Origin of the sequence: Rhizobium sp. CC1099 (assembly GCF_029714385.1) — a bacterium.
GTDB lineage: Bacteria > Pseudomonadota > Alphaproteobacteria > Rhizobiales > Rhizobiaceae > Rhizobium.
Genome location: NZ_CP121641.1, coordinates 2,103,492 through 2,121,420, shown reverse-complemented (window position 1 = coordinate 2,121,420; position 17,929 = coordinate 2,103,492). Strand labels below are relative to the sequence as shown.

At 60.1% G+C, this 17,929-nt stretch carries 17 protein-coding genes, 1 tRNA gene and 1 pseudogene; 12 read left to right on the top strand and 7 right to left on the bottom strand.

Annotated elements, in window-relative coordinates:
* The first annotated feature begins 78 nt into the window (after positions 1 to 78).
* Positions 79 to 1,344: an NAD(P)/FAD-dependent oxidoreductase gene (locus QA644_RS10950; protein WP_074068867.1), complete on the top strand. Its 1,266-nt coding sequence runs from the start codon at positions 79 to 81 to the stop codon at positions 1,342 to 1,344.
* 35 nt (positions 1,345 to 1,379) lie between these two features.
* Here QA644_RS10950 and QA644_RS10945 read toward each other — a convergent pair whose 3' ends face one another.
* Entirely contained in the window at positions 1,380 to 2,426 is a 1,047-nt protein-coding gene (locus QA644_RS10945) for an NAD(P)-dependent alcohol dehydrogenase (RefSeq protein ID WP_283072327.1), read from the bottom strand.
* 508 nt (positions 2,427 to 2,934) lie between these two features.
* The gene (locus QA644_RS10940) at positions 2,935 to 3,306 is read right to left on the bottom strand and encodes a VOC family protein (RefSeq protein ID WP_239599514.1); all 372 of its coding nucleotides are present in this window, start codon (positions 3,304 to 3,306) and stop codon (positions 2,935 to 2,937) included.
* 272 nt (positions 3,307 to 3,578) lie between these two features.
* Here QA644_RS10940 and QA644_RS10935 point away from each other — a divergent pair, with 272 nt between their 5' ends.
* From QA644_RS10935 to ilvC, 3 genes are all read left to right on the top strand, one after another.
* Positions 3,579 to 4,487 carry an AraC family transcriptional regulator gene (locus QA644_RS10935; RefSeq protein WP_239598257.1) on the top strand — a complete coding sequence of 303 codons (909 nt, stop codon included), beginning with the start codon at positions 3,579 to 3,581 and terminating at the stop codon, positions 4,485 to 4,487.
* A 104-nt stretch (positions 4,488 to 4,591) separates the two neighbouring features.
* Entirely contained in the window at positions 4,592 to 5,257 is a 666-nt protein-coding gene (locus QA644_RS10930; RefSeq protein ID WP_194729979.1) for a TetR/AcrR family transcriptional regulator C-terminal domain-containing protein, read from the top strand.
* A gap of 51 nt (positions 5,258 to 5,308) precedes the next feature.
* Positions 5,309 to 6,328, top strand: coding sequence for a ketol-acid reductoisomerase (gene ilvC, locus QA644_RS10925; protein WP_022714456.1), 1,020 nt, complete (start codon positions 5,309 to 5,311; stop codon positions 6,326 to 6,328).
* A 55-nt stretch (positions 6,329 to 6,383) separates the two neighbouring features.
* Here the strand turns inward: ilvC and QA644_RS10920 are convergent, their stop codons facing one another.
* Entirely contained in the window at positions 6,384 to 6,956 is a 573-nt protein-coding gene (locus QA644_RS10920; protein ID WP_239598258.1) for a class I SAM-dependent methyltransferase, read from the bottom strand.
* An 81-nt stretch (positions 6,957 to 7,037) separates the two neighbouring features.
* A pseudogene (locus QA644_RS10915) lies at positions 7,038 to 7,115 on the bottom strand (AbrB/MazE/SpoVT family DNA-binding domain-containing protein); the annotation flags it as partial.
* A gap of 211 nt (positions 7,116 to 7,326) precedes the next feature.
* Between QA644_RS10915 and QA644_RS10910 the strand changes: the two are divergent.
* Complete coding sequence (locus QA644_RS10910; protein WP_283072326.1) at positions 7,327 to 8,547, top strand: PLP-dependent aminotransferase family protein; 1,221 nt, start codon at positions 7,327 to 7,329, stop codon at positions 8,545 to 8,547.
* Positions 8,548 to 8,569: 22 nt separating this feature from the next.
* Here the strand turns inward: QA644_RS10910 and QA644_RS10905 are convergent, their stop codons facing one another.
* Positions 8,570 to 9,628, bottom strand: coding sequence for an aldo/keto reductase (locus QA644_RS10905; RefSeq protein ID WP_239598260.1), 1,059 nt, complete (start codon positions 9,626 to 9,628; stop codon positions 8,570 to 8,572).
* A 173-nt stretch (positions 9,629 to 9,801) separates the two neighbouring features.
* On the opposite strand from QA644_RS10905, the gene QA644_RS10900 reads away from it, so the two are divergent.
* From QA644_RS10900 to QA644_RS10870, 7 genes are all read left to right on the top strand, one after another.
* Entirely contained in the window at positions 9,802 to 10,779 is a 978-nt protein-coding gene (locus QA644_RS10900; RefSeq protein ID WP_283072325.1) for an ABC transporter substrate-binding protein, read from the top strand.
* A gap of 17 nt (positions 10,780 to 10,796) precedes the next feature.
* On the top strand, positions 10,797 to 12,491 hold the full coding sequence (locus QA644_RS10895; protein ID WP_283072324.1) for an iron ABC transporter permease: 1,695 nt from the start codon (positions 10,797 to 10,799) through the stop codon (positions 12,489 to 12,491).
* Positions 12,479 to 13,507 (top strand): ABC transporter ATP-binding protein, encoded by a 1,029-nt coding sequence (locus QA644_RS10890; protein ID WP_283072323.1) that lies wholly within the window; start codon positions 12,479 to 12,481, stop codon positions 13,505 to 13,507. Before QA644_RS10895 ends, QA644_RS10890 begins: the two co-directional genes overlap by 13 nt.
* A gap of 72 nt (positions 13,508 to 13,579) precedes the next feature.
* The gene (locus QA644_RS10885; protein ID WP_283072322.1) at positions 13,580 to 14,692 is read left to right on the top strand and encodes an endonuclease/exonuclease/phosphatase family protein; all 1,113 of its coding nucleotides are present in this window, start codon (positions 13,580 to 13,582) and stop codon (positions 14,690 to 14,692) included.
* Positions 14,689 to 15,435 carry a DNA mismatch repair protein MutT gene (locus QA644_RS10880; RefSeq protein ID WP_074068855.1) on the top strand — a complete coding sequence of 249 codons (747 nt, stop codon included), beginning with the start codon at positions 14,689 to 14,691 and terminating at the stop codon, positions 15,433 to 15,435. The genes QA644_RS10885 and QA644_RS10880 overlap by 4 nt, the downstream gene beginning before the upstream one ends.
* Positions 15,436 to 15,499: 64 nt before the next feature.
* A complete protein-coding gene (locus QA644_RS10875) occupies positions 15,500 to 16,414 on the top strand; it encodes a PhzF family phenazine biosynthesis protein (protein WP_283072321.1) in 915 nt (304 codons plus the stop codon).
* A 125-nt stretch (positions 16,415 to 16,539) separates the two neighbouring features.
* A tRNA-Lys gene (locus QA644_RS10870) sits at positions 16,540 to 16,615 on the top strand.
* Positions 16,616 to 16,702: 87 nt separating this feature from the next.
* On the opposite strand, the gene QA644_RS10865 is transcribed toward QA644_RS10870, so the two are convergent.
* Positions 16,703 to 17,437 (bottom strand): hypothetical protein, encoded by a 735-nt coding sequence (locus QA644_RS10865; RefSeq protein ID WP_283072320.1) that lies wholly within the window; start codon positions 17,435 to 17,437, stop codon positions 16,703 to 16,705.
* Between the two features lie 169 nt (positions 17,438 to 17,606).
* Positions 17,607 to 17,888, bottom strand: coding sequence for a hypothetical protein (locus QA644_RS10860; RefSeq protein WP_283072319.1), 282 nt, complete (start codon positions 17,886 to 17,888; stop codon positions 17,607 to 17,609).
* Positions 17,889 to 17,929: the final 41 nt, after the last annotated feature.

Genomic DNA, 17,929 nt, shown 5'->3' with positions numbered 1-17,929 from the left:
AGCTATGTTGAACCGGCCGTTGAAACCTGCCTGCAAAGGGCGACATTTGCGTCAGCAAAACAGCAAAAAGGTTATGTCATGAGCGATCATCGGGTCGTCGTTGTCGGCGGGGGTTTCGGCGGGCTACAACTCGTCAACGGGCTCAAGGGTACAGGGGCCAAGATCACACTGGTCGATCGTCGCAACCACCATCTCTTCCAGCCGCTGCTCTATCAGGTCGCGACGACGATCCTATCGACATCGGAGATCGCCTGGCCGATCCGTCATCTCTACAGCAACAGGCCGGATGTTACGACGTTGCTCGGCGAAGTCACCGGCGTCGACACCGCGGCAAAGCAAGTGACGTTACGCAGCGGGTTGACGTTAGGTTATGATACGCTCGTTCTGGCCACGGGCGCAACGCATGCCTATTTCGGGCGCGACGAGTGGGCGCCCGTCGCACCAGGCCTGAAAACGCTGGAGGACGCGACGACGATCCGCCGGCGCGTGCTGCTGGCCTTCGAGCGTGCGGAGACGGAAACCGATCCGGTCACGCGTGATGCGCTTCTGACCTTCGCAATCGTCGGCGCAGGACCGACCGGAGTCGAACTTGCCGGCATCATCGCCGAGCTGGCGCGCAAGACGCTGCCGCGGGAATTCCGCAACATCGATACGCGCAAGGCGAAGGTCGTGCTGATCGAGGCGGGGCCGCGGGTGCTGGCAAGCTTCGCCGAGGAGCTTTCGGCTTATGCGCAGCAGGCGCTCGAAAAGCTCGGCGTCGAGGTTCACCTCGGCGAGTTCGTAACGGACTGCACCGCCGCCGGCGTGAAAGTCGGCGAGAAGTTCATTGCCAGCAAGACGATCGTCTGGGCGGCTGGCGTGCAGGCCTCGCCTGCGGCAAAATGGCTAGATATTCCAGCCGATCGGGCAGGGCGGGCAATTGTCGAAAAAGACCTTAGCGCGCCGGGATTGCCAGATGTCTTCGTCATCGGCGATACGGCGTCCGTCGTTCAGGACAACGGCAAGCCGGTGCCCGGGATCGCGCCTGCCGCCAAGCAGCAGGGCGCTTACGTCGCAAAGGTCATCCGCGCGCGCTTACAGGCAAAGCCGGCACCAGGACCTTTCCGGTACTGGCATCAGGGAAGCCTTGCGACGATCGGGAAAAGCGCTGCCATCATCGATTTCGGCAAGATCAAGCTGAAGGGGTGGATCGCCTGGTGGATATGGGGCATTGCCCATATCTACTTCCTGATCGGGACGCGCTCGCGCTTTGCCGTTGCCTGGAGCTGGCTGTGGATCTATCTCAGCGGTCAGCACAGCGCGCGGCTGATCACCCAGAAGGAAACCATGCGGGAAGAGAATTAAGAGAAAGGCGGCTCGGGTGAGCCGCCCTTCCGTTGTCAGACCGCCAGCGAGGCGATGTCGATGACGAAGCGGTAGCGCACGTCGCTCTTGATGACGCGCTCGTAGGCTTCGTTGATGTCCTGGATGGCGATCTTCTCGATTTCGGAGACGATGTTGTGCGCGCCGCAGAAATCGAGCATTTCCTGCGTTTCCTTGATCGAGCCGATCATTGAACCCGAAAGGCTCTTGCGGCCGGCGATGACGGAGAAGGCGTGGACAGGAACAGCATGTTCCGGAACGCCGACAAGCACCATGGAACCGTCGAACTTCAGGAGGTTGAGGTAGGCGTTCCAGTCGATCGCCGTGCCGACCGTGTTGATGATCAGGTCGAAGGTGCCGGCGAGCTTCTTGAAGGTCTCGGCATCGTTGGTAGCGTAATAGTCCTTGGCGCCGAGCTTCAGACCGTCTTCCTTCTTCGACAGCGTCTGGCTGAGCACGGTGATGTCGGCGCCCATGGCGGCGCCGAGCTTGACGCCCATGTGGCCGAGACCGCCCATGCCGACGATTGCGACCTTCTTGCCGGGACCGGCCCCCCAGTGACGAAGCGGCGAATAGAGCGTGATGCCGGCGCAAAGCAGCGGCGCGCCGGCATCGAGCGGGATGTTGTCCGGGAAGGAGAGGACATAGCCTTCCTTGACGACGATCGAGTCGGAATAGCCACCATAGGTCGGCGTTTCGCCGTCCGCTTCGACGTCGTTGTAGGTCTGGGTGAGACCTGGCAAGAAATGCTCGTAATCGAGATCGCGTGTGGCACAGCCGATGCAGGAATTGACGAAGCAGCCGACGCCCACGCGGTCGCCGACCTTGAACTTCGTGACCTTCGAGCCGACAGACGAAACCACACCTGCAACTTCATGGCCCGGCACCATCGGGTAACGCGAATTGCCCCATTCGTTGCGGGCCTGGTGGATATCGGAATGGCAGACGCCGCAATATTGGACGGAAATGACGACGTCATCGTCATTCGGTTCACGGCGTTCGAAGGTGAAGGGCGCCAGCGGTTTTGACGCGTCAGTGGCGGCATAGCCTTTTGCAATAGCCATCTGAATCTTCCTTTGATTTGAGGAATTGGACGGCCGGACAATGCATCGAAACTGCAAGGTGGCGTTAGAGCGATCCTGCGAGCTTTTTGCACGATCCTGCAAATCCGCTACCCCCCGCCAGCAAAATGCTATTGGCGGAAGTCGCAGGTTCGGCGCTGTCATTTAGGTGTGCTGGGCCGTGCTACAGGATGATGATCAGCGGACCTTCGCGTGTGAAACGTCGCCACGCAGATTGTCGGGATATGCGCAACGCCTCCAACTAACCCCGCGGGACCGACGCGTTTCCACGACCGATTGGAGTTGGTGCTCTTCCCCTCAACCGCTTCTTGAACCGGCCTGAGCAGAGCTAGCAATCTTTCCGTTGTTGCCTCGCCGCAATGCACTCTTCACAGCTGAAAATGCGGCCGTATTCAGCGACTAGCGTGTCCAATTCGAAGGCTGCCTTCGCAGTCAGAGTTCACCTGACCTGTCAGGATAATCCGGACAATTCGAAGTCAAATGTTCCTCTTCAGCTCTGTGGTTCGCCAATTTCTATTGCGTGCCCATCCGGATCGTAAAAACGGAAGACCCTCTGTCCCCACGCTTGTTTTTCTACGGGGTGAATCAACTCCACATGCGGCGCGATCTTTTCAAAGGCGGCATCGACATCGCCATGTTCGAAATACAAAAGCAAGTTTCTTCGCCCATAGGATTCGGCTCCGTCACGCGTCTGGCGCCAGACCGTTTGTTCAAGCGATCGTCCCTCATGGATTGCAAAGCCGGACTCGAAAAGGACGAAATTTCCGGCGTCCTCTATAATTTTCAGGCCGAGCAGCTGGTTGTAGAATTCCTTCGAGCGATTGATGTCGCGAACGAAAGGAATAGGATTGATAAAACGCATCATTTTCCTCTCGACAGGCTCAAATTCATTGCCGCAAGATACTGACCAAAGCGCGCGAGTTCCGCATGAGGCTTTTGCAACTTGGCAGAATAGGAGGTTTCGCGAATGCCGCAATGGCCGATCCTGACGCCGAGCTGTCCTCAGCGGTCCATTTCCGCAATGGCGGCCACTCCCTTGCTTCCTGAGACCTGATAATGCGACTTCGGGTTTGTAGGATGCTGCCGTGAAGCTTAGATAAGGTGGACCTGCACCATCTCAGAACGAGTTATCCCATGACATTGCCCTTCAACCCTTATCAGGAAATCGCGTCTATCGCGGCGCGCCATACGTCCGGGGAGGGCGAGTTCGCGACGGCCATCGGCAACCTGTTCCTGAGCCGCCGTTCAAAGCCGGCGGGACCCTTTCACTCGGCCTACCGCCCGTGCGTCGCTATGGTGCTGCAGGGCGCAAAGAGCGTCAGGCTCGGGACGGAAACGCTGAACTACGGCACCGGCGACTATCTTCTGACGTCACTTGACCTTCCGGTCGCGTGGCGCGTGACGGAGGCAAGCCAGGAGGCGCCCCATCTATGCTTTGCAATGGCGATCGATGCCGAAAGGGTTGCTGCGCTTCTGCGCCGCGTCGATATCCCCCGTCCAGCGGCGCATACCGAGGGGCTGCGGGGCATGGCGGTCAACGCCGCGCCGCCGGAACTGCTGGAGGCGGCCGTGCGGCTGGTGCGCCTGCTTGACCGTCCAAATGATATCGCTGCCATGGCACCGCTGATCGAGCAGGAAATCCTCTATCGCGTGCTGACCGGGCCCGTCGGCCCGCACCTCTTGAACATTGCGCTCGCAGAAAGCCAGAGCAACAGGATTGCCCGCGCCGTGGGATGGCTCAGGGAAAATTATGCAAGACCTTTAAGGATTGAAGCGCTCGCCGAGCTTGTTGGCATGAGCGTCTCGTCGTTCCATCATCATTTCAAATCTGTCACCGCGCTGACGCCGGTGCAGTTCCAGAAGCAGCTCCGCCTGCACGAGGCGCGTCGCTTGATGCTGGTCGAGCGGCTGGATGCCGGAATGGCCGGGCATCGCGTCGGATATCAAAGCCCGTCGCAGTTCAGCCGGGAATACAGCCGTCTCTACGGCATCTCGCCTGCGCGCGACGTCGACGCAGAGCGCTTGGCGACCGCTGCCGAATAAAGCGGCCGGCTGCAGAAAATTTTTGCTTCGCCTCTCGTCTCCCTCTTGACGGGTGAGGGCGACTGCGCAATAAGCATCCACGAACCGTACCGTACGGTACGTATTTGGGAGCGCATATCGTGTCTGTCGAAACCTTGGAGCCCAGCGAATTTTCGCCGCGTCAGAACGCCGTTCTGGAGCAGGCGCTGCAGCTCCTTGTCGATGGCGGGGAGAAGGCGCTGACGACGTCGGGCGTCGCACGCGCTGCCAACTGCTCCAAGGAAAGCCTCTACAAATGGTTCGGCGACCGCGATGGCCTGCTGTCGGCGATGATTGCCTATCAGGCCAGCAAGGTGCGCACGTTCGAGCGCAACGGCGAACGGCTGACGGCGACGAGTCTGCATGACCATGTCGTCCTCTTCGCACGCGACCTGCTGGAGGTTCTGGCCGGCGATGTTTCGCTGGCGCTAAACAGGCTGGCGATCGGCCAGTCGCATCGCGACGGCTCGAAGCTCGGCAAGCTGCTTCTGGAGCGCGGCCGCCGCCAGATCGACCGCCGCGCCATGGCGCTGATCGATGCGGGGAAGCGGGCAGGGCTGCTGCGCTTTTATGATGCCGACGAGGCCTATCACACGCTTTACGGCCTGATCGTCTCTGACCTGCATGTGCGCATGCTGCTCGGCGAGCCAGGTCTCAAGGATACCGCGCGGCAGGCGGAGAGGGCGGTGACTGCTTTCCTCCGGCTCTACGGCACGGAGAAGGTTTTGGCGGAAATGCCGGCGCTGAGCTGAGTTCCGCTGTTTTACCAATCAACACGACAAGCAAAAGGGAAGGAACTTCGAATGCGCGTCTATTACGATCGTGATGCCGATCTCAACCTCATCAAGTCCAAGAAGGTCGCCGTCATCGGCTACGGTTCGCAGGGCCGCGCCCACGCGCTGAACCTGAAGGACAGCGGCGCCGGCAACGTCGTCATCGCGCTCAAGGCTGGTTCGCCGACCGTCAAGAAGGCCGAAGCCGACGGCTTTAAGGTCATGACGGTTGCAGAAGCCGCCAAGTGGGCCGACCTGATGATGATGGCGACGCCTGACGAGCTGCAGGCCGACATCTACAAGTCGGAAATCGCTGCCAACATCCGCGACGGCGCCGCGATCGCTTTCGCACACGGCCTCAACGTCCACTTCGGCCTCATCGAGCCGAAGGCTTCCGTTGACGTCGTCATGATCGCGCCGAAGGGCCCGGGCCACACGGTTCGCGGCGAATACCAGAAGGGCGGCGGCGTTCCCTGCCTCGTTGCCGTTCACCAGAACGCGTCCGGCAATGCGCTTGAACTCGCTCTCTCCTACGCCTGCGGCGTCGGCGGCGGCCGTTCGGGCATCATCGAGACCAATTTCCGCGAAGAATGCGAAACCGACCTCTTCGGCGAACAGGTCGTTCTATGCGGCGGTCTCGTCGAGCTCATCCGCGCTGGTTTCGAAACGCTGGTCGAAGCCGGCTACGCTCCGGAAATGGCGTATTTCGAGTGCCTGCACGAAGTGAAGCTGATCGTCGACCTGATCTATGAAGGCGGCATCGCCAACATGAACTACTCGATCTCGAACACGGCCGAGTGGGGCGAATATGTCACCGGCCCGCGCATCATCACCGAAGAAACCAAGGCCGAAATGAAGCGCGTCCTGAAAGACATCCAGACCGGCAAGTTCACGTCGGAATGGATGCAGGAATACCGCGCCGGCGGCTCGCGCTTCAAGGGCATCCGCCGCGTCAACGACTCGCACCAGATCGAAGAAGTCGGCGCGAAGCTCCGCGGCATGATGCCGTGGATCGGCAAGAACAAGCTGGTCGACAAGAGCGTGAACTAAGCGCGTCTTGACTGCTGGAATTGGAAGGGCCGGGGCGGAAGCTCCGGCCCTTTCATTATTGTGCTCGCAGGTGAAGCCAGCGCGTCGGCTTGTTGTCGTAGCCGCTACCATCGGCTTCATCGATGGTGATGTTCCGCCAGCCGCCGGCCATCAGCAATTCAAACAGACAGGCCGCGGAAAGGTAGTTGTAATACCGGCCGAAGCTATCGTGTCCCTCTGCCGTCCCCGCCTTGAAGCTTGCATGGAGCGCGCCGCCATCCTTCAGCGCCTGGCGGATACGGGCTAGCACAGCGGGCAAGTCCTTTCGCGGCACATGCAGCAGGCTGGCCTCGGCCCAGACGCCGTCGAATTCGTCTTTGGCTTCCAACTCCTCGAAGCGCATCACTTTGACGGGCTTGCCGATCAGTTTTTCAGCTTGCTTGGCCAGTTCCACCGAGCCATCCGTCGCCATCACGTCGAAGCCTTTGGAGAGCATATAGGCACTATCCTGTCCACCGCCGCAACCGAGTTCGAGGATGCAGGCGCCGGAAGGTAGGGCGGAGAGAAACGCGTCGAGCCGCGCCGTCGGCAGCTTGCGGTTCCGCAAGGCATAGACTTCGGCATTTTCGTCATAGAATGAGGGCGTCATCAAGCTTTCTCGAAATCAACGGTACGCTCCAAATCTTTGAAGTGAGCGTCCAGCGTTAAAATATCGGTATCGTGAAGCTCTGGCCGACCAATGTTGTTGGTCCCGGACTTCCTTCGGAATGGAAATCTGAAATTTCGCAGATAAGGTCGCAGTTGCCATTCTTACCTCTGCTTTATCGATATCCATAAGGCAAGAATATAGCATGGGCAGTCAAGATCCGCTCAATTTCCTTTGTCTCGCTTCCTGTGCTTGCAGCTTTCGAATACAAGACCTGAAACTTGTTACCAGGACAAGAAAATAGGTCAGCATTATTGACATAAATGCCGCTGCATGGTCTGGTGGCGGCTATAGAAAATATGAGGAAATGCCCATGTTGAATTGGGAGAATATGTTTGCGACGCGATCGTCGCGCATGCGTGCATCGGAAATCCGCGAGCTGCTGAAGCTTCTCGATCAGCCGGACATCATTTCGTTTGCCGGCGGCATTCCGGATCCGGCGCTGTTTCCCGACAAGGAATTCCAGGCGGCCTATGCCGATATTTTCAATAGTGCGGCAGTGAGCTCGGCGCTGCAGTATTCGGTGAGCGAAGGTTACAAGCCGCTGCGCGAATGGCTGGTGAAGCAGATGGCGGCGCTCGATATCCCCTGTGAGCTCGACAATGTCTTCATCGTTTCGGGTTCGCAGCAGGGCCTCGATTATCTTGGCAAGCTCTTCCTGTCGCCGAAGGATACGGCGCTCGTCACCTGGCCGACCTATCTCGGCGCGTTGCAGGCCTTCAATGCATACGAGCCGTCTTACGATCAGTTGACGCCGAACGGCAACCGGACGCCGGATTCCTACCGCGCCACCGCCGCCCAGAACGGCGGCAAGGTGAAGTTCGCCTATCTCTCGGCGGACTTCTCGAACCCGACCGGCGAGACCGTCGATCGCGCGGGCCGTGAAAAGGTACTCGAACTTGCGGAAGAACTCGATATCGCCGTTATCGAAGATGCCGCCTATCAGTCGCTGCGTTATGACGGCGAGCCGATCCCGCCGATCCTGGCGCTGGAGATCGCCAAGAAGAGGCATATCGACAACACGCGCACGATCTATTGCGGTAGCTTCTCGAAGACGCTGGCGCCCGGTCTTCGCGTCGGTTTCGTCGTCGCCAACGCGCCGGTTATCCGCAAGCTGGTGCTGATGAAGCAGGCCGCTGACCTGCATTCCTCGACGATCAACCAGATGGCGATCACCCAGGTCGCCGAGCGCGGCTTCGATGCGCAGGTCGCAAAGATCAAGGCGGCCTACAGCCACCGCCGCGACGCGATGCTGGCCGCACTTGCCAAGCATATGCCAGCCGGTATCACCTGGACGAAGCCGGAAGGCGGCATGTTCATCTGGATCACGCTGCCGAAGGGCATGGACGGTGCGGCGCTGCTTGCAAAATCGATCGAGACCGCAAAGGTCGCCTTCGTTCCCGGCAGGGCCTTCTTTGCCGACGGCTCGGGCGAAAACACGATCCGCGTCAGTTTCTCCTGCGCCAACGACGTCATGATCGAGGAAGGCATCGGCCGCCTCGGCAAGCTGATCGCAAAGGAAATCGGCGGCTGAGCGCCGCCGATCCCTTAGAAGCCTATTTCTTCAGGTGCGGGGCGAACAATTCCATGTCCGCCTCACTCAGACGGTCGCTCGCCGTATTGAGCTGGTGCCAATAGGGATAGATCACCGGCGGCAGGCTGACGTCGTCGAGGCGCCTGCGCTCCTCCTCGGTCAGCTTCAGTTCGGCAGCGGCGAGGTTGTCCTTGAACTGCGCTTCGGTGCGCCCGCCGATGATGACGGAAGTCACGGCCTTGCGGCCGATCAGCCAGGCAAGCGCCACCTGCGCGGCCGATACACCGCGGCTCTCGGCGATCGCCACCAGCGTCTCGACGACGTTCCAGAGGCGGTTTTCGTCGCGGATCGGTGGTTCGGTCCATCCGGCAAACTGACGGGTACCTTCCGGAGCGGCCTGATTGCGGCGATGCTTGCCGGAGAGGAGACCACCCGCCAGCGGGCTCCAGACGAGAACCCCGAGCCCCTGATCGATGCTGACGGGCAGCAGCTCGTATTCGGCGTCGCGGGCTTCGAGCGTATAGTGGATCTGCTGGCTGACGAAGCGCTGGCGCTTGTCCCTTTCGCTAATGCCGAGCGCCTTCATGATGTGCCAGCCTGAAAAGTTCGAGCAGCCGACATAGCGGACCTTGCCCTGGTGCACGAGCGTATCGAGGGCCTCCATGGTTTCTTCGAGCGGCGTCTGGCCGTCCCATTCGTGAAGCTGATAGAGATCGATGACATCGGTCTTCAGGCGCTTGAGGCTTGCCTCGCAGGCCGCGATCAGGTGCTGGCGCGACGAGCCCGCATCGTTCGGGCCGTCGCCCATCGGGAAGCGCGCCTTAGTCGCGATCAGCACGCCGTTCTTGCGCTTGCCGCCGAGGACTTCGCCAAGAATCTCCTCCGAGACGCCGGCCGAATAGACATCGGCGGTGTCGATCAGGTTGACGCCCGCATCGAGGCACAGATCGACAAGGCGGCGGGCTTCGGAAACGCCGAGATCGCCGACCATCTTCGCCCAGCCCTTGCCGCCGAAGGTCATCGTGCCCATCGTCACGGTCGAAATCTTGAGGCCCGAGCGGCCAAGTAGACGATATTCCATTGCTCATCTCCCAAATTCAAAATCAAAAAAGAAACGCGGGTTAGAAAATAGCGGGGTACCGTCGTGGTCAAGTGCGGCTCGCGCCAGTATTCGCGGAGGCCCATGGCCGACTGTCACAATCATGTTATTCGGCCTCTCTATGGAACCGTCATGTTCATCATGAGGGAATTGCCATGAAGAAGCTCTCCATCTTTGCCGCATTGCTGGCTGCCGGTCTCGTTTCCGTTTCGGCTGAGGCTGCCAATCTCGTGCTTTATACCAGCCAGCCGAACGAGGACGCGCAGGCGACGGTCGATGGCTTCATGGCCGCAAATCCGGACGTCAAGGTCGACTGGGTGCGCGACGGCACGCCGAAGATCATGGCGAAGTTGCAGGCCGAGATCGAAGCCGGCAACCCGGTTGCCGACGTGCTGCTGATCGCCGATACGGTGACGCTGGAGCGCCTCAAGGAGGCCGGCAAGCTGCTCGCCTACAAGTCGCCGGAAGCCGCAAGCTACGACGCCGCTCTCTACGATGCTGACGGCCACTACTATTCAACGAAGCTGATCACCACCGGCATCATGTACAATACCTCGGCCTCGATGAAGCCGGCGAGCTGGAAGGATCTGACGAAGCCCGAAGCCAAGGGCCTCGTTGCCATGCCGAGCCCGCTGACCTCGGGTGCCGCGCTCATCCACGCCCAGACGCTGGCTGCAGTCGATGGCCTCGGCTGGAACTACTACAAGGCGCTTGCCGCAAACGGTGCCATGGCTGCCGGCGGCAACGGCGCTGTCTTGAAGTCGGTCGCCTCGGGCGAAAAGGCCTATGGCATGGTCGTCGACTATATGCCGATCCGCGAGAAGGCAAAGGGTGCACCCGTCGAGTTCGTCTTCCCGCAAGAGGGTGTTTCGGCCGTGACCGAGCCGGTCGGCATTCTAGCAAGCACCAAGAACGCCGAAGCGGCGAAAAAATTCGTCGACTACGTGCTTTCCGAAAAGGGTCAGGAAGGCTTCCTGAAGCTCGGCTATATTCCGGCCCGCAACGGTATGAAGCTGCCGGAAGGCTTCCCTGCACGCGACAGCATCAAGGTGCTGCCGATCAAGGCTGGCGAAGCGTTGAAGAATACCGATCAGGATCTGAAGACTTTCTCGGGCATCTACGGATCGAACTGATCACCACCGGATACCCGATGCAGGGATATGTTCGTGCAGGAAGCAGCCAGCCGGCCTGGTTGTTTCCTCTCATCATTCTGGTTGTTCTGATCCTCAGCGTGCTGCCGCTGGCGCGGCTTGCCGTTGCAGGCATCGCCGCGTTGGCAAATGGCGGCGTGTCTGCCGTGCTTGCCGATCCCGCACTCTGGTCGGCCACCTATTACACGATCGTCACCGCCATCCTCGGCACGGTGATTTCACTCGTCATCGGCTGCGCTTTCGCATTTCTGCTGACACTGACGGATATTCGCGGGAAGGGGCTGTTGAGCTTCCTCTTCGTGCTGCCGATGATGATCCCGCCGCAGGTGACGGCTCTCGCCTGGGTGCAGATGTCCGGCCCGTCGAGCCCGCTTCTCAAAGCGCTGCATATCGCGCCGCCGCTCGGCTCCCCGCAACCGCTTTATTCGGTCGGCGGTATTGCGCTGCTCTATGGCGTGCAGCACGCGCCGCTCGTCTACCTGGCTCTGAGGGCCGGGCTGATGGCGCTGCCGCGAGACGGCGTCGAGGCCGCGCGGCTTTCCGGCGCATCCAGCTTTCGTGTCTTTCGCGATATCATCCTGCCACTGTCGCTGCCCGGTGTCATCGCGGGTGCGGCGATCTCGTTTGTCTCCTGCACCGGCAATTTCGGCATCCCGGCGATCCTCGGCATTCCTGCCTCGATCTACACCTTACCGACGCTGATCTTCTCGAAATTCTCGGCCTTCACCAGTCGCACATTCGGGGAAGTCGCGCTGCTGTCGGCCATCATCGCGATTATCTCCGTCGCCGGGCTTGCGATCCAGGATCGGGCCTTGCGCGGCCGAGACTATCGCGTGCTTGGCCTTTCGGGTGCGACTGCCACCTTCGATCTCGGTGGCTGGAAATATCTGTTCGCGCCGCCGCTTTGGGTCATCTTGTTCTTCATGCTGGCCGCACCGTTCTTCGCGCTGCTCGCCGGCGCGCTGGTGCCGGCCTATGGCGTGCCACTGAGCTTCAAGACCATGTCCTTCAACGCTTTTCATGAAATCCTCTTTCACCAGGCGGTGACGCGGACGGCCTTCGTCAATTCGCTTTCTCTTGCGGCCGGAACGGCCATGTGTCTCCTGCTGGTGACTGTTCTGTCGGCCTATGCGTTGACGCGGCGCAGAGATGCGATTTCGCGCGCCGTCTCAAGTCTGATTGAGATACCCTATTCGCTGCCGGGCATCGTCATTGCCGTTTGTTTCATCCTCGTCTTCGCCGCGCCGCTGCCGGTTCTCAACATCACGTTCTACGGCACGATCTGGATCATCCTGATCGCCTACCTCTCCAGCTTCTTTGCCGTCAGCCTGAAGCCGGTCGTCAGCGCGTTCCATCAGCTCGATCCGGCGCTGGAGGAGGCAGCGCGGCTTTCCGGCGCAGGCTTCTTCCGCCGGCTGAGGGATATCATCGTGCCGCTGATTGCGCCTGCGGCTGGCGCCTCGGTCATCCTCGTCTTTCTAATTGCCTGCAACGAACTGACGATTTCGGCGCTGCTCTGGTCTGCGGGCACCCAGACGCTTGGCGTGGCGATCTACAATCTCGATGACAGCGGCAGTTCGGATCTGGCGTCTGCGCTTTCCGTGCTTATCGTCCTGATGGTCATCGTCATGATGCTGCTTCTGGAATTGCTGGCAAAGCGGCTTCCTAAGGGAGTGGTGCCATGGCGAAGCTGATCCTCAATCATGTCGGTAAGGATTTCGGCACTGGAAAACCAGCGGTGAGCGCGCTTTCACTCGACGTGCGCGAGGGTGGATTCCTGGCGCTGCTCGGTCCCTCCGGCTGCGGCAAGACGACGGTGCTGCGAATGATTGCAGGTTTCGAGACGCCGACCGACGGCTCGATCCATCTCGGCGAGCGGCTGCTTGCGGACGCGTCGCAATCCCTGCCGCCCGAACGGCGCAACATGGCGATGGTCTTCCAGTCCTACGCGCTCTGGCCGCATATGAATGTCGCCGATAATGTCGGTTATCCTCTGAAGGTGCGCGGCATTGTGGGCGAAGCCTATCGCCGGAAGGTGCGAGACGCCCTTTCGACCGTGCGGCTTGCGGAATACGCCGAGCGGCGTCCGGCCGACCTCTCCGGCGGCCAGCGCCAGCGCGTGGCGCTGGCGCGCTGCCTGGTGACATCGCCAGATGTGGTTCTGCTCGACGAGCCGCTCGCCAATCTCGACCGGCACCTGAAGCAGGAGATGGAAGAGAGTTTCCGCGAGTTTCATTTGCGCTCCGGCGCCACCATGATCTATGTGACGCATGACCAGAGTGAGGCCATGGCGCTTGCAACGGACGTTGCGGTGATGTCGGAGGGCCACCTGCTGCAGGTCGCGCCGCCTGCCGAGATTTATGCACGCCCGGAAGGCCGGATGGTGGGCGGATTGATCGGGCGAGGGGCGATCCTGACTACGCGGTCCCCTGGCGGTGATAAGCGAAATTTCGATTGGAATGCGCTGCAGGCCATCATTCTAGATCAACCGGGCGAGGGGCCGCAGATCGATATGCTCGTGCGTCCGGAAGACGTCCTGCTCGGCGGCGGGGGCATTCCGGCCACGGTGGAATCGGTTCTCTATGAAGGCGAGCGCTATGCGCTGAAACTCGCCCTGGCGGACGGCCAGATGCTGCGCGCCTTCAGCCGCACGGCGGTGCAGGCGGGCGATGCGCTGAAGATTGCGATCCGTTCGGCATGGCGGCTCTGATTTCCGTCTCGCTGCCTTCCCGAATGCTTCTTTCGTCTCTACAAATGACATAACGCCAACCGGAAATGTTCGATGTCGCTTCGCATTGCCACGTTCAACGTCGAAAACCTGATGACGCGTTTCGATTTTACCGGTTTTCGCAACCAACTGCGCCAGGACCGCGTCATCAAGCTTTTTGAGATACAGAGCGAAGGCGTCTACCAGCAGCTCGAGCAAGCGCGGGTCGTCGCCTCGACCGACGATACACGTCAGATGACGGCGCTTGCGATCGCCGATGCCGATGCGGACATTCTCTGCCTGCAGGAAATCGATAGCATGGGGGCACTGCAGGCCTTCGAGTACGGTTATCTTTTCCGGATGGTGGGAACCGGCTACCGGCAGAAGTATCTCGTCAAGGGTAATGACAGCCGCGGCATCGATGTCGCGGTCCTCGTACGCGAGGAAACGCACGACGGCCAGAAGATCGAACTGAAGGAGATCAAGAGCCACGCGATGCTCACCTATCGCGAGCTCGATCTGTTCAACGATCAATTGGCGCTCACCAATCGCATCGACGACAAGATCTTCAAGCGCGACTGCCTGGAACTTGATCTCTCGATCGGCGGTGTGCCGCTGACGCTCTATGTCGTGCATTTCAAGTCGATGGATGGGCCGCGCACCAACGGCGTCAGCAGCCGGCAGGCAACGATGCCTGTCCGCCGGGCGGAGGCGCTGGCCGTGCGCCGGATTGTCGAGAGCCGTTTCGGCGCCGGACATACCGCCAGGAAGAATTTCGTGATCTGCGGCGACATGAACGACTACCAGGAGCGCGTCAACGTCATCGGCGTGCGTCGCATCGGATACCGTTTCGAACACACGGACGAAACCGAAAGCGCGCTCGACGTGTTCAGCCATGACGGCTTTGCCGAGAATGTCGCGCGCCGCCGCGATCCGCTCGACCGCTGGACGCTCTATCACGCGCGGGGACCGGAAGAGCAGTGGCTTTGCCAGCTCGACTATCTCTGGCTCTCGCCGGCGCTTGCGCAAGCGAACACCGGCCGGGTGCCGGAGATCATCCGCAACGGTCAGCCCTTCCGCACTATCTTTCCGCCCGGCCAGGAGGTCGAGCGCTATCCGCGCACCGGCTGGGATCGGCCGAAAGCCTCCGACCATTGCCCCGTCGTCATGACACTGGATTTGACATGAGTCTTGCATTTTCAGACGATCTTACCGGCTGGCCGCCGGAGAAGACTGTTTTTCCTGTCGCCTCCATCGACCTTCGCGTGCTGGCGGGCGAGCATCCTTATCATCTGCAGAATGCAGCACTCGCGAGCGAGAACTGGAAGCGTGAGATATCGGCCAAACCGGAGCTTTTCGATGGTCGTATGGTGTTTCAGCATCAGCTTGCGTTGAACGATGGCGGTATTGCGGGCAGGGGCCACATCATTCCCTTCTCCACCTTTCTGTGGTGGCGCAAGCAGGCCGAGCGCCGCGGCGGCATCCACCTTTTTGCCTTCGGCATCATGGTCTCGTCAGATGGCGCGATCATCGCCGTGCGCATGGGCGCGCATACGGCAAATGCCGGTCAGGTCTATTGCGCCGCCGGCTCGCTGGACCTCGACGATATCGCCGGCGGCCGTTGCGACGTCGAGAGCAATATGCGGCGCGAAGTGCTCGAGGAGACAGGCATGGAACTTCGCAATGCAACGCCGGATACCACTTACTACGCCTGCCATTTCCGCCGCACGGTCACCGTGTTCCGGCTGTTCCGTTTCGGCCTGGCTGCGGACGAAATGATTGAGCGGATCGCGGCCCATATGCTCGTTGCCGAGGACAAGGAAATTGCCGGAGCGGTTGCGATCCGTTCTGCTGATCACTCGGCCTATCCCTATAACGTCGCCATGCTTCCGATCATCGATTGGTATTTCGCTAGTACAAACGAGGGCTAATATCTTGCACTCGTTTCGCCGGTCGGGCAGGTTGCAGGTTCGATGACCGATTAAGGAGGCCGATGTGGCGCGCAGCTACAGCGTCTATGACGTGTTCACCGACCGCAAACTCGCGGGAAATCCGCTGGCCGTCATCTTCGACGGCGACGATCTCAGCGAGGAGGCGATGCAATCGATCGCCCGCGAGATTAATCTCTCCGAGACAGTCTTCGTACGCCCCTCGGCAAATCCAGCCTATACAGCCAAGCTCAGGATTTTCACGCCGGGCCGCGAACTGCCCTTCGCCGGCCACCCGACCGTCGGCACGGCGATTGCCCTTGCCGAAGAGGCGCACGGCTGCGACATGACGCTCGATCTCGTTTCGGTATTGGAGGAAAATGTCGGGCCGGTGCGCTGCGCGGTCCGGCTGCGGCGGGGCGAGGTGAGCTTTGCCGAATTCGATCTTCCGCGGAAATCGCAGCAGATCAATATGCCGCTCGAAAAGCTCGGCATCGCCAATGCGCTGTCGCTCAAGGTGACGGAGATCGGTTTCGAAAATCACGTGCCCTCGATCTGGAGCGCCGGCGTTCCTTTCCTGCTCGTGCCGGTCCACGATGTCGGGGTTGCAAAACGGCTGGAATTCGATCCGCAGCTCTTTGAAAAGACCGTGCCCTTCGTCGACGGTTCGCTGGCCTCGGCCTATATCTACTGCCGCGCCGGCGTCAACCATTCGGCGAAGTTCCACGCGCGCATGTTTGCAAGCGACATGGGGATATCCGAGGATCCCGCAACCGGCTCCGCAGTCGCGGCACTTTCGGGAGCGATCCACCATTTCGACCGGCTGCCGGACGGCCATCATCCGATCACGATTGAACAGGGGGTGGAGATGGGGCGGCCATCCTTCATCCACCTGCATGTCGATGTCGAGGCCGGCACCATCTCCAATGCCCGGATCGGGGGGCAGGCGGTGCGCCTTGCCACGGGTACGCTCGACCTTTGATTTCATTCCCATTTCAGCCATGCAGAAAAATCTTCGAAATTAATCAAAGAATTTTCCGCAGGGCGCTGGACAAGGCCTGCGATCCTGTTTATACGCCCCGTCACACCGCGCAGCCAAGCGCGAACGGGTGATTAGCTCAGTTGGTAGAGCAGCTGACTCTTAATCAGCGGGTCGTAGGTTCGAGCCCTACATCACCCACCAAAAACCTCTTGAAATCATTGTTAAATTTGGCACTTGTCCGGAGTTTCCGGAGGACTGGTTTCCAATAAATTGGAAACGGTTTCCAATTCACGTTCCGTTCCTGTTCCTGAAAGCAGCAGGTTCGATCTCGCTCCATCGGGCCTCCATCAGCTTCATGGCGTCCTTCGCCAAACTCCTCAGAGCGACCTCCCTCCCGTAATGCTGAACCATCTGCGCAGACATGTTGCAGATCGCCCCGACCTGGTTCTCGGTGCAACCAACCTCCAGAAGATTGATCACCGCGTTCTTGCGCAATCCGTGGAAAACGATCCTGTTCTCGCGAAAACGCTTGAAGGCGTCTTCGTTCATCAGCTTCTGCCATTCGGTGCGGAAGCCGTCGGCCGTCTTGTAATATTTGGTCCGCGATCCGGCGTGCAGCATGACGCTATCGTTGGCCGGAACGCGATCGATCCATTTCCGATAGGCGAAGTGGATCGGTATCCAGACCGTGTTCCTTGTCTTTTGCGCCGTGACCGCGATTGTGTTCTCGCCTGTCTTCGGCCTCACCATGGCAATGACGTCGCCTTGGCGTTGGCCGGTGAAGAATGCCGACATGGCAATCATCTGCATATGGAAAGGTGCGTGCTCGAACAGGATTTCAAAGGCCCAGTTCGGCCACGGAACCCACGGATCGCCTCCTGGTATCTTTTCGGTGTGCTCGACGACATTGGTCTTGCAGTAACCGCGCGGGACGCCCCAACCCATCAGGCGGGACAGGAAGGCGCGAAATTGATTGGCAGTCGCCGGCGTCTCTCCGAGTTCGTCTATCATCTTGCTGGGCATCGACGGTCGTCAGATCGGCCGGCAGATCGCCGCCAACCGTTTCAATTATCATTTTGCCGGATGATTTATAGCCGCGCTGCGTCGATGCAGCGAGATCAGTCCAGAACGGATTGGCGTCACTCTGAAACGCCTCGACCATGGACTTGAAATCCTTCACGCCCTCCCGGCCTCACTTGATCAGCGCAGCGAGCGCCTTCTCAGCCTCAGGCCAGAACTCTTTGCTCTTGTGATCCGGAAGGCGTTTCCCGTCCAGCAGGAAACCTTTGCTGTCTCGTTCCATAGCCTCGCAGATCGCCAGGCGTGCGGAGAAGTCGCCATCGAGGGGTTCGGGAAGGGCGATAGACGGCCACGCTTCCTTGGTGTTCCTGAACCGGGTGTAGAAGGTATAGACGGTCTCAGCGCCGCCCTTCCTGCGCTTGGTGACGCGATGAACGTGCTTAGGCAGTTCCACCGTTCCGCTTCTCCCTGATCTTTTCACGGAACCGCGCCCCT